The organism is Streptomyces sp. NPDC054770, assembly GCF_053611985.1.
Genome location: NZ_JBSHBL010000037.1, coordinates 75,710 through 88,210, shown reverse-complemented (window position 1 = coordinate 88,210; position 12,501 = coordinate 75,710). Strand labels below are relative to the sequence as shown.

Below are 12,501 nucleotides of genomic sequence, written 5' to 3'. Positions count from 1 at the left end.
CGCAACCCGCTGCACAAGGAGGTCCACGGGTGGACATGAACCGCAGAACTGTGATCCGGAGCGCCACGGGCGTCGCAGCCATGGCCGCGTTCGGCATCGCCGAGGGCGCGGCAGGCACGGCCTTCGCCGCCACCTCGTCGTCGGGCAGCTCGGCGAGCACGACCTCGGCGTACTCGCTGGAGTTCGATTCCACCGCCTGGTCGTACGACTCGACCAACGACGTGTACTACCAGCTCGGGAAGGTGTACGTCGCGAACCCGGCCACGACGGACTACGAGAACCTGTCGATCTACGTGCCGGGCGCCTATCTGACGGCCACCGCGAACAGTGACGGGACCACGTACACGGCGACGGTCGACCCGAAGGGCACCGTCGGCGCGTACTCGGGACGCACGGCGCCGATCGTGATCCCGGTCAACACCCCCGGCTACGCGGCGCAGAAGCCGGCCACGTCCTACAGCTACAGCAGCGTGCAGCAGTACCTGGAGGCCGGGCAGATCTACGTGTGGCCGGGTCTGCGCGGCCGGGACAGCTCGACCGGCACCCGCTCCGACGCGGCCCCCTGGGGCGTGACCGACCTCAAGGCCGCGGTCCGCTTCCTGCGGTACAACCGGGGCGTCCTGCCCGGCAGTACGGACGACATCGTGCTGTTCGGCATGAGCGGCGGCGGCGCCCAGGACACCGTGGCGGGCGCGTCCGGTGACAGCCCGCTGTTCCACCCGTACCTGCGCACGATCGGCGCGGCGATGGAGGACGCCCAGGGCCGGCCCCTCAGCGACGCGGTCGCCGGCGTCATGGCCTGGTGCCCGATCACCAGCCTGCACGAGGCCAACCTGTCGTACGAGTGGAACATGGGCCAGTTCGCCTCGACGGGCACGCGCGCGTCCGGCACCTGGACGAGCGCCTACTCGTCGGACCTCGCGAAGGCCTGGCCCAAGTACGTCAACCGCCTGGGGCTGCGCGACGAGCAGGGCAGGCGCCTGAAGCTGACCGAGTCCAGCAGCGGCACCTACCTGGCCGGCAGCTACTACGACCACCTGATCGAGGTGATCACCACCTCGCTGAACGACTTCCTGTCCGACAACACCTTCCCGTACACGATCACGACGATGGGCGGCCCGCCCGGATCGGGCCAGACCGGGTCCTCCACCACGTACGAGACGGTCGACGACTACATCGCCTACCTCAACACCGACAGCACCTGGGTCACCTACGACGCCACGACCAACACCGCCACGGTGTCCGGCCTCGAAGGCTTCGTCAACAGCCAGAAGACGGCGAACAAGCCGGTCGGCGCGTTCGACGGGTACTCCCGCGGGCAGACCGAGAACGGCGTCTTCGCGATGGGGCTCGACGCTCCCTCGCACTTCGCGCCGCTCACCCGTGACGTCGTCAAGGCGAACGAGACGACGTACGCCACGTACTCCGACTGGGAGTCCGACTACGGCTCCGCGGCGTACGACAGCGACTTCGCCAAGAAGGACAGCGTCGGCAAGGACATGGCCTGGCGGTCCGACGCGTACAACCCGCTGTACTTCCTCTCACCCGCCTTCGGCGGCTACCGCCGGTCGCAGCCGGCGCGCCACTGGCGCATCCGCACCGGCATCATGCAGGGTGACACGGCCAACACGACCGAGATCAACCTCCAGTTGGCTCTGCAGAACTACGGCATCCGCGACGTCGACTTCGCCACCGTGTGGGCCAAGGCGCACACCATGGCCGAGCGCACCGGCGACGCGACGACGAACTTCATCAGCTGGGTGGAGTCCGTCACCAGGAAGTGACCACCCCTCCGGACAGCCCGGGCGCCCGACCAGCGACTCCCGGTCAGGCGCCCGGCACCGTTCCGGCAATCGCCGGCCCCCAGGTGTCGGGCATGCGGGCGACGACCAGCGCCGCTGCTTCCCGCGCCGTGCACGTATCGGCGCGTTCTCTGGAGAACTCCTCTCCAGGATGCTGTACCGCATACCGGCCGAGGCCGAGCGGGTGGATCGCGGAGACGTCTCCGGTGTACGGGTACCCCGTACACCGGCTGAACCTCAGGACGTCGTGACTGGTGAACGGAAAGAGCACCCGAAGCCTGGGCTCGGCGTAGGCGGCGCGGATCATGTCCAGGTCCCTGTACGGATGCGGCTCCAGAAAGCGGCGCCACTTCTCCGCCACGGCATGTTCGGGGCCACGCTCATGGGCCGCGGCAAGAGCACCGAAGACCAAGAGCGGTGCAGCGGCGTGGAGTTCGGCGAGAGTGCCGCCGTGATGCCAGGCGGCAGCGGCTGTCGCCAGCTCGGTGAGGTCGGTGGTGGAGCCGTTGGTCAGATTCACGCCGCGGCCCCACGCAGCGACGAGAAAGACGCGCTCCACGGCTCCCAGATGCACGGTGAGCTTGTCGAGGTTCGGGCTTCGGCTGGTCACGCATACGGTGAGCAGTGTCGCGTCCCCGATGGCACGTACCGTGCCCACGTCCAGACCGTTCTGGGCGGCACACTCGCCAAGCGCCGCAGCCAGGCCGCCGGCGACCGCAAGGTCGGGGTAGAGCAACGGACTTGGCCGGCGCAGCTGACCTGTGGGCCGAGGCTGAGTCATCCCGGAATGATCGCCTGTCGGAGGTTGGCCGCGCGACCTCGAACTGTGCGAGGCCGGCGGAGCCGTGGGTGGCGATGGTCCTGCACACCGCCGTCCGCGCGGCTCGCGGCCGGTTGCCACCGGTGGAGTGGGCGGGCTATCGCGGCAGCGGGGTGTGAGCGGGGCGGGCGACGGTGGCAGTGCCGGTGCGGCGTTCCAGCGTGATCCGCAGGCCGTACAGGTGGGAACGGGCCTCGGGCGTCAGTCCGTCGTCGTGGGCGAGGCGGTCGGCAACCCGGCGGGCGGCCGCGGAAGCGTCGGCGTCGGCCGGGGTGAACGGGCCGGGGAGCCAGTGGATCAGGGCGTTCCCGGCGATGACGGGCAGCCGGGGATCCTCGCCCGGGAGGGCGTCGAGCACGGGCTGCCAGTCTCCCGCCACGGCCAGGGCGGCGAACCTGCCCACCGCCACGCTGGGATGGGCACCGGACGTGTCGAACTCCCGCACCGCCCGGTACGCGCGGACGGCGTCCGTATGCCCGGCACCCGCCCGGGCGGCCAGGTACCCCGTCGCCGCGAGGAGGTCCGCGAACGGCGCCACCTCACGCACTCCGAAGGCGCCGAGCGAGACCGGTACCGCCGAGTCCGCGCCGTCGTGCCGCGCGATCAGATCGCACAGCAGGGGCAGCGCGTCCACCAGTCCGAGCACGGCCGACACCCGGGCGAGACGCGGTACTTCGGCGGGCCCGGCCGTGCGCAGCCCCTTCAGCACCCCTTCTGCGACTCGGTCCGCACAGCCTTCGGCGATGCGGGCCGGGACCGGCCCCGCCAGCAGCAGGAAACCGGGGTCCGCCAGGACATCGAGGGCGAGGCTCTGGTCGTCGGTGTCGGGTGAGGACAGCAGGGCCGTGACGATGGCCGGGTCGGCCGAGCAGCGGAGCAGGGTGGCGGCCCAGGCGCCGTGGAATCGGGCCGGCACGCCGGCGGCGGCGAAGTGGCGGTGCGCCCGGCGCGCGAGCCGGAGCCCGGTCGGCCGGTCGCGGGCGAAGACCGCGTCGACGAGTGCCGCGATGCCGTCCAGGGAGCAGGCCGGATCGCATGCCTCGGCCGCCCTGACCCCGAACAGCGCGGCGTCCGCCAGGAGTTCCGCGGGCAGCGACCGCACGGTGGCCGCGACGGGCCCGGCACGTTTGAGGAGGCCGGCCCCGGCCGGCGAGTCCGGCCCGGACAGCAGGGTGAAGGCGTCGGCGCCGCGCTCGGGTGCGTCGTACAGCAGCCGGTGCAGGGCGGCGGTGCGGCACAGCTCGTCGGGGGTGGTGCGCAGCACCTGGTGGGCGGAGTCGGGCTCGCCCCTCCGCCACAGCACGTCCTCGTACGGTGTCGCGGTCTCCGGGCGCGGCACGCTTCGGAGGTGCTCCTCCAGCAGTTCCCCGGACAACTCCCCCAGCCCCGGCGCGAACCGCCGCTCCAGCAGCGCCCGGACGTGCTCGGGGCCGGGCAGCCGCCGCAGCAGCCGCACGCGCTCCACGACGAGGTCGGCGGCTTCGCCACCGGAGAGCGGACCGTCCAGGGCCCGCTCGACGTACGCCAGCCCTGCGCGCTCCACCGACAGCCGGGTCTGCGCCAGGGCGGCGGGCTCGGACACGTCCAGGGCGTCCAGGGCCGCGAGCGCGGCCCGGACCACGGGCCATGGCATGCCGGGCCGGACCAGATCGGCCGTGCGGAGCGCCAAGCGGTGCAGGGTGAGCGTCCCGACGGCGTGCAGCGCCGACAGCGTCAGTTCCCGCGGGGCGTCCGAGGTCAGCAACGGGGCCAGCCGGTGGGCCAGTTCCGCTGAGATGCGGCGGCCGTACGAGGCCTGACGGGTGGTGCGGGCCGCCGTGACCAGGGCGTGCAGGGCCGCCGTCCGGGCGGTCGGCGGGCCGTCGGTGTCCGTCAGGGCGGTGAAGAGGTGGCGGTAGGCGACTCGCGCGTCGAACGCGGCGAGCGCGTCGGCCGCAGCGAGGTGTTCCAGCTCTCCGGCCCGCGGGTCCGCGAGGACCGCGGCCCGGCCGCCCAGGAATGCCTCGACCAGCCTGCGCGAGGGACCAGGCGAGGCTCCCAGCAGGGCAGCGGCCTGTACCGGATCTGCCTCCGTGAGCTCGTTGACGAGTCGCGGCAGCACCTCCCCGGGCACCGCCGCCAGCGCGGACAGCCATCGGAAGGCCCCGTACCAGCGGTGCCGAAGTGCCAACCGCCGGAGCAGCTCCCTGTCGTGGGCCCTCGAACGCAGCCAGCGGAACGCGAAGTACTCCCGCTCCTCGACGCGATGGAAGGCTCCTTCCTCGGTCAGCACCCCCGAGTCGACGAGTACGGCCCGCAGCTCCTCCCGGAGTTCACCGCCACCGCGCGGCTCCTCCGCGGGATCGGTGAGGTGTGCGGCACGCGCCTTCACGTAACGCAGCGCCGGGTCGGGCCAGTTCGCGGTGATCTCTGTGAAGTAGGCGTCCAGCACTTCGTGTTCGTTGCCCGGTCGGCGCCGTGCGGGCCCTCCGACGGGCCAGCGGGCGAGCCGTGAGAGCAGCAGGGGCGAACAGCGTCCCTCCCGCAACAGCTCCGCCCAGATGTCGGACAGCGCCAGGTCGGCGAGTTCCGCGGCGTGCTCGGGGCCGAGCCCGCGCTGCGCCGATCGGCGGGCGAGATAGCGCGCGGCCTGCTCCGGCCGGGGACCGAGCAGACGGACGGCGGTGCAGTCGTCGTACTCGGCGGTCGGCTCCAGGCCGGGTGCCGCCACCGTGACCGCTACCGCCGGCCATCGGCCGGTGAACTCCCGCAAGGCCCTGGCCGTCGTGGGCGCTTCCGCTCCGCCCGACAGATCGACCAGGAGGTGCACCACGCCCGCCCTGAGCAGGTTCGTCCGGTCGGCGCCGGGTGCCACCGCCTCCAGCACCGCCCCGACCTGGTCTTCCAGCGCGTCCGCGTCCGCGCACCGGGCGATCGCCGTCCCCGCCGGACGCACGGGCAACAGCCCCGGAACGGCGGTCGCAGCCCCCTCGACGTCCCCCAGCAGGGCGGCCAGTCTTCTGCGTTCCGCCTCGCCGAGCAGCGTCGTGCGGCCCGAACCGACCCCGCCGAGCACCAGCACGTGCGAGGTGGCCAGCACCTCTTCGACGGCGCTCGGGGCCGCGGACCAGGTCCGCCGGCGCGGCCCGGGCCCCGGTACGGGACCCGCGGCAGCTGCGGCCAGGTCGATGAACGGAGTGCGCGCCTTCCGCTCCTCGTCGAGTTCCCGCAGCCGTCGATGCGTCGCCGGACCGGCCACCGCACGGGCCACGCCGGCCCGGCAGGACCGGAGGACATCCGTGAGACCGGTGCCCTCCTCCGCCGGCAGCCCGTCGACCACCGCGGCCAGGAGACCCGCCGCCCGGGGATCCGGCTCGTCCGGGAGCAAGGGCAGCAAAGCCCGCGTGGCGGCGACGAGTTCGGATGCGTCCCACAGGCGCAGGCAGGGGCCGCCGTGCTCCAGGGCTTCCGTCGCGACGCAGGCCGATGCCACCTGGGCCCGCCAGGCCGCCGTCGTCTGCAGGTCGTCCGGCCACTTGAACGCGCGGTGCGCGGCGAGCAGCAGGGCGACCTGGTACTCGCTCCACCACGGCTGCCCGGTGTCCTTGCCCGCGCAGATCCGCCGCACCCGCGCCCGGAGGGCGGCCAGCAGCCGGATCGCGGCGACCGCGTGCCGGCCCCGGTGGGCGACGAGCCCGGCGAGCCGTTCGCCGAGCGCGGCGAGACCGTCCGAGTCCGGTGGCAGCAGGTCCGCCACCAGGTCGCCGAGCAGCAGAACGCGCTGTACGGCCACGAGGTCGTCGAAGGTCAGCCCCTCGGCCAGGGGCCGGCGCAGCATGTTCAGCTCCAGCCAGGCCAGATCGTCCAGCACCGGCATGTCGCGCTGCCCTCTGGCGTAGTCGATGAGGAAGGGCCGGCCGTCGCAGAACAGGATGTTGCGGTGGTTGAGGTCGCCGTGGACCACGCCGACGAGGGTGGCGGCGGTGCGCTCACGGACGACGTGTTCGAGCAGCGCGAAGGGGTCCCGGGCGCGCGTGCCGTCCACCCGGACGACCCCTGGTGTGTCGTCGACCGCCCCCAGGGCGGCGGCGATGCGCCGCCGGGCGCGGTGCGGACGGGTGTCCGTCACCTTGCCGTGGACGTACCGCACCTTCTCCGGGTCCAGGCCGCGCAGCGCGGTCAGGTCGCAGCCGGTTTCGAACTCCACGGCCACCACCGCGTTGTCACGCCGGATCAGGAACCCTTCATCGGTGGTGTGCGCCCCGGGCACGGTGAGCGTGACGAACTGACCGGGAGACAGGGCCCCTTGTTCTCCAGGTGGTGCGAGTCCCGCTCGTACGACGTCGAGAGGCACCGCCACATGGGCTTTGAGGGTGTCCGGGTCCGGTGCGCCGTACACCGGCTGGCCCTCCGGGTCGACGCCGTTCACCACCACCCACACGTCGGGGCCGAGCGACCGCTTCGCGGCCATCCGGTCGTCCTGGTCCCGCCGGGGTCTCGCCCCCTGGTACATCGCCTGGGAGGCGAGGCTCAGCAGACGGTCCAGCGCGGCCACTGCGCTTTCCACATCGTCGGGGGTACCGCTCGGTGCCACCGCCCGTTCGGCCAACTGCTCCAGGCTCACCACCTCCTGGTCCGGCTCGCACCCCGCCCACGTGACCACGTCGACGTAGACCACCGCCTCGTCGGGTTCGAAGTCCAGTGCCGCGGCGGGGTCGTGGGCGCCCGGGGTCGCGGTGCGGACAGGCACGATGAGCGTGTAGGGAAGCTGGGAGAAGATCCGCCGGAACGCCTGGAGTTCGTCGTACGCCTCGGCGGCCGGGGCCAGTTTGGCCACGTGCCGGGTCCACGCCCCGTCCGTCTTCACGCGCAGACCGATGACCGTCGCGCCGCTCAGGCCGTCGCCGAACTGCCGCTCCACGTCGATGTGTTCGGGGGCCCACGGGGAGAGTCCCGGCGCACTCCCGGATGCGTCGGCCGTCCCGACCCGGTGCAGCGCGGCCGAGATGCGTGCCTGGGCCGCCCTGTCGAACTGCTCGGCGAACGTGATCCGCACCCTGCCCCCTGCCGACCGTGACCGCCGTCGCCACGGCGCCCGGTACAGCGTAGCCGCGTCGGCACTTACAGCGACGACGGGTGCCGCGGCGACTACGATTCGAGGGCACACTGCACGCGGCGGGAGAGGCGACGTGACCGGGACGGACACCGCGGACGGGGCCACGACGGGGCCGTTGAGCTGGGACGACGTATGCGAGCGGTTCCATGACATCCGGGTGCGCGCGCACGCCCATGCCCTCCAGGACGACTGGCGGGCCCTGGTGACCGGGCCCGGTACGCCCACCGCCGCCCTGCTGTCGCGATGGCAGGACCTGGTCGACGAGATCGAGCGGCTCGACGCGGGCCGGGACGATTCGACCATCCGGTACGGCGACGACGGCGGGACGGCGGATGCGGGCGGCGAGGCCCAAACGGACGGGGAGCCGGACAGCGTCTGGCTCGACGACGAATGGGATTCGGAGAGCGAGGAGTTCGGCTGCCCCGACGACCGGTGCCGACGGGTCCGGACCACTCTCCTGCTCACTCCGAGGTGCTGGCTGCTGAACCTCGACATGAGGCAGCTCCCCCGGACCACGGAGCCCGCCCCGGACGGCACCCGCTGAGCGCGGCGGCGGATCCGCGGGAGCCCGGCGACCGCGACGCCGTGGCGGAACTCGGCACGCTTCTGCGCGACGTCCAGGAGACGGACGACGCCACCGTGCTGCTCTCCGACACGGCGCTGTGGCTGGCCGACGAGGTGCTCGCCGGCGTCGACTGGACGCCCCGCGACGAAGCGGACGTGCCGGTGGCGGCGTTGCGGACCGCGTCGCTGGTGGCGCAGTTGCACCGGCAGCGCGGCCGGCACGATCCCGGACGGCACGCCGCCGAAGTCCGTTCCGGCGCCGAGGTGTTGCTGGCCGCCCTGGCGCTCACCCCTGGCGGACCCGATCCGGGCCTGGTCCTCAAGTACCGGGCCGTCTACCGCGGTGTCCCGGAGACGCAGGTGCTGGCGCTCGCCCGGCACGCGGTGGGCATGCGCGTGCTCGGGCACGCGGAGCGCGCGAACGACACCGGCGCCGTGCGCCGTGCCCTGGTCCTGCTGCACGGTGCGCTCGCGGTGGCCGCGCCGGACCACCCGCACCTGGCCGCACTCCACAGCAACCGGGGCTCCGCGCACTGGGCGCTGTTCGAACGGACCGGCGACCGGCAGGCGCTGGACGCCGCGGTGGCCGACTTCGCCCGGGGGGCCGGCGCACCGGACGGGAGTGTGCGCCCCGCCGCCTCGCCGCACGGCGGCAAGGACCGTACGGCCCTGCTGGGCAACCTGGGCGCGGCCCTGGCCGCGCGCTTCGAGGTCTCGGGCGGAGCCATGGCGGACCTGGACGCGGCGGTGCACGTCCAGCGCCTGTCCCTGCGGGCGACGGCCCGCGACGACCCGGACCGGGCGCTGTACCAGTCGAACCTCGCTTCTACGCTCATCACCCGTTTCGAGCGCACGGGCGACGCGCAGTCGCTCGCCGAGGCGGTGCGGCTGCTGACCGACAGCCTCCGGAACACCCCGCCGAACGGAGTCGAACAAGCCGACCGCCGGGGGAATCTGGCGTGGGCACTGGCGCGCCACTTCGAGCAGACGGCGGACACGGACGCGCTGCGGGCCGCGCTCGACCACATGACGCACGCGGTCGCGGCGACCCCGCGCGACCACCCGGACTGGGCGTTGCGGCGGGGCAACCTCGCCGGCATCTGTCTGCGCGTCTTCGACCGGACGAAGGACGATACGGCGCTCGAGCTGGCCGAGGACGCCCTTCAGGACGCGCTGAGCCACCCGCACCGGCTGCGGCGGGCGCATCTGGAGAACCTCGGCACCCTGCACCAGCGGCGCTACGACGTACGGGGCGGCGCCGAGCACACCGAGGCGGCCGTCGCGGCGTACGAGGAGGCACTCGCACTGACCCCGGTGGGCGACCCGAACCGCCCGGGCGCGCTGTCCAACCTGGGCAACGCGCTCATCGGCCGGCACCGCGCCGGCGGGTCCCCGTCCGACCTCGACCGCGCGGTGGGCGTCGTCCGCGAAGCCGTACGCACCGCCGACGAACCGGACCGCTGCCGCTATCTGACCAACCTGGGCGCGGCCCACGAGGAGCGCGCGAAACTGGCGCCGCCGGCCCGTACCGGGCGGCGGGCCCCCGCCCAACGGGAACGGGAGCGCGCGCTCGCCGCCTACGCGGCGGCGGCGCGCGTGCCGACCGCCCCTGTGCTGGGGCGAGCCAGGGCCGCGCTGTACCGGGGGCAGCTGGCGGCGGCGGTCGATCCGCGGCGGGCGGATGCCGTCGACGGTTACCGGGATGCCGTAGGGCTGCTGGAGGCCCTGGCCTGGTTCGGGCTGGGGCGGCTCGATCAGGAGCGGTTGCTGCGGGAGTTCTCGGGGGTGGCCGGGGAGGCCGCCGCCTGTGCCATCGAACAGGGGCGCCACGAGCTGGCGCTGGAACTGCTGGAGCAGGGACGGGGCGTGCTGCTGGCGCAGGCGGTCGGCGGGCGCGGCGGGCACGATCTGCTCGACCGGACCCGGCCCGCGCTGGCCCGGCGGCTGCGCCGCCTCCAGGACGTGCTCGAACACCGTACGTTCGACTGGCGGGCACCACCGGAGCCCTCGGACCCGGGGCTCACCCAGGCCATGGCACGCTGCTCGGCGGCGGCAGCCGAACGGGAGGCGCTGCTGGCGAGGATCCGGCGCCTGCCGGGGCTGGAGAGGTTCCTGCTGTCTCCGGACGCCACCGAACTGCGCGCCGCCGCCGAACGCGGCCCCGTGGTCGTCGTCAACGTGAGCAGGCTGCGCTGCGACGCGCTCGTCGTCACCACCGGCGGCGTCCGCTGCGTCCCGCTGCCCGGCCTGACCCGGGACCGGCTGCGCGCCGCCGCCCGCACCCACCTGCGGCTCGTCGCGGGGCTGCGGCGGCCCGGCACAGCCCGGACGCGTACGGCAGCCGGCGAGGCCCTGCGCGAGACGCTGGCCTGGCTGTGGAGCGCCGTGGCCGAGCCGGTGCTCACCGGCCTCGGCCTGGACCACCGGGAGGACGACGCCTGGCCCCGGCTGTGGTGGTGCCCCACCGGGTCCCTCGCGCTGCTGCCCCTGCACGCCGCCCAGCGCTACGACCCGGCCCGCCTGCGCGACACCGGAGTCGCCGACCGGGTGATCTCCTCCTACACACCCACGCTGCGCTCCCTGATCGCCTCACGGCAACCGCCCGCGGATCCCGGGGACTCCGGCGAGGCGGCACGGCGCAGCCTGCTCACGGTCTGTGTTCCGCGCCTCCCGGGCAGGCCGCGCCTGCGGCACGCCGCGCGGGAGGTGCGGGCGGTTCGTGCCGCGCAGCCCCCGGGAGGGGAGAACGGCTCCCTGGTGATGGCCGGACGCGGGGCGACCCTGGCACGCGTCACGGCCGAACTCCACCGGTATCGCGGGCTGCTCTTCGTGGGGCACAGCGTCCAGAGTCCGAGCGACCCCGGCCGCACCGCCCTGTACACCCAGGACGGTCCGCTCACCATGCGGGAGATCGCCGCGCTGCGACTGCGCACCGCCGACCTCGCCTATCTGTCCTCCTGCGAGAGCGCGTTGGGCGACCTGACGCTGCCCGACGAGGCCCTCTCGTTGGCCGGCGCGCTCCAGATCGCCGGGTTCCGGCAGGTCGTGGCGAGCCTGTGGTCGGTGCTCGACGCGGGTGCCCCGGAAATCACCGGCGGTTTCTTCGGCCGCCTGGCAGTGCCCGGGGCGGCCGCGGCAGGAGCCGAGGACCCGGCGACGGCACTGCACGCCGTCCTGCGTTCCGCCCGGCTGACGAACTCGCCGCTGGTGTGGGCCGGTTACTGCCATACCGGCTGCTGAACCCGCCCCGCGCGCCTCACCGCAGAATCGGCAGATCCGCGTTGAGGCGCCGCGCCCCGAAGAGATAGGCGGACTGCGGCTGGATGTAGCACGCGTCGAGTCGGCCGTACTCGATGTCGTACGCCGACACCCGGATGACCCCTCCGTCGGCGGGATCATCCGCCAGGTCCAGCAGCAGCCGACGCAGTTCGGTGGCACCCGCCGACGCTGGGTCGAGGTCGCAGACCTCCATCAGACGCAACTGCCGGTACGGCTGTCCGGGCACCCGGTGCGGACCGTCCAGCACGGTGCGTACGGCGACGAAGTCGACGCTCGTGAGATCGACGCCGAGGTCCGGGTGCCCCACCTCGGCCAGTTCCTCGTCCAGTTCACGGCGCAGGCACTCCGTCGCGGACTCCCGCCCCTCGCCCTTGGCCCACCAGCGTGCGAATCCGGCCAGCGCTCTGGAGGGCACGAAACCCCGGAGGTCGTGCCGCATGTTGGGCTGGCTGCGCGGCTCCTCATGGAAGCCCAGTCGCTCCAGGTGCCCTCGGGCCCCGGCGGAGTACTTGGCGACGCCACCCGGGGGACCGTAGGAGCCGGGACGGCGCGGCGAGTGGAACAGGACGTACCCGCCGTCGTCCTGGACGCGCAACAGCACCGCCGCCGACACCCGCATCCGACGGCCGGGCCGCAGTGCCGGCAGCAGCAGCCGCAGTCTGCGCCGGTGCAGCCACAGCCCGGCCGCACCGGAACCGAGCGCCGACACGATCAGCCCGGTCAGGATCTCCTCCAGCACTGTCCCACCCCCGAATGACGTCGCGCCGGAATCGTCTTCGCGTTCGTCTGGTCCCCTCGACAATGTCCCCATGGCCCGCGACCGCGACACACCGGACTTGTCCCGATTCCCGGGTACCCTGATCCGCCGGGGGGGGGGGGGGGGGGGGGCCCCCCCCCCCCCCCGCCGGCAACAGAACCCCCCCCCCCCCGGACTCCAACAG

The 12,501-nt window shown here is 73.6% G+C and carries 6 protein-coding genes; 3 read left to right on the top strand and 3 right to left on the bottom strand.

Annotated features, from left to right (window positions below):
* Window positions 1-35 precede the first annotated feature (35 nt).
* Window positions 36-1,784 (top strand): esterase, encoded by a 1,749-nt coding sequence (locus ACWGKQ_RS28790; RefSeq protein WP_453294885.1) that lies wholly within the window; start codon window positions 36-38, stop codon window positions 1,782-1,784.
* 43 nt (window positions 1,785-1,827) lie between these two features.
* Here the strand turns inward: ACWGKQ_RS28790 and ACWGKQ_RS28785 are convergent, their stop codons facing one another.
* Window positions 1,828-2,538: a DUF6193 family natural product biosynthesis protein gene (locus ACWGKQ_RS28785; protein WP_453294884.1), complete on the bottom strand. Its 711-nt coding sequence runs from the start codon at window positions 2,536-2,538 to the stop codon at window positions 1,828-1,830.
* Window positions 2,539-2,719: 181 nt separating this feature from the next.
* Entirely contained in the window at window positions 2,720-7,657 is a 4,938-nt protein-coding gene (locus ACWGKQ_RS28780; RefSeq protein WP_453294883.1) for a hypothetical protein, read from the bottom strand.
* A gap of 133 nt (window positions 7,658-7,790) precedes the next feature.
* Between ACWGKQ_RS28780 and ACWGKQ_RS28775 the strand changes: the two genes are divergently transcribed.
* Entirely contained in the window at window positions 7,791-8,261 is a 471-nt protein-coding gene (locus ACWGKQ_RS28775; RefSeq protein ID WP_453294882.1) for a hypothetical protein, read from the top strand.
* 41 nt (window positions 8,262-8,302) lie between these two features.
* Entirely contained in the window at window positions 8,303-11,521 is a 3,219-nt protein-coding gene (locus tag ACWGKQ_RS28770; protein WP_453294881.1) for a CHAT domain-containing protein, read from the top strand.
* 16 nt (window positions 11,522-11,537) lie between these two features.
* Here ACWGKQ_RS28770 and ACWGKQ_RS28765 read toward each other — a convergent pair whose 3' ends face one another.
* Entirely contained in the window at window positions 11,538-12,299 is a 762-nt protein-coding gene (locus tag ACWGKQ_RS28765; RefSeq protein WP_453294880.1) for an SMODS-associated NUDIX domain-containing protein, read from the bottom strand.
* Window positions 12,300-12,501 lie beyond the last annotated feature (202 nt).

Coding starts and splice junctions, on each gene's coding strand:
- ACWGKQ_RS28790 (WP_453294885.1), top strand. CDS start 36: ATGAACCGCAGAACTGTGATCCGGAGCGCCACGGGCGTCGCAGCCATG.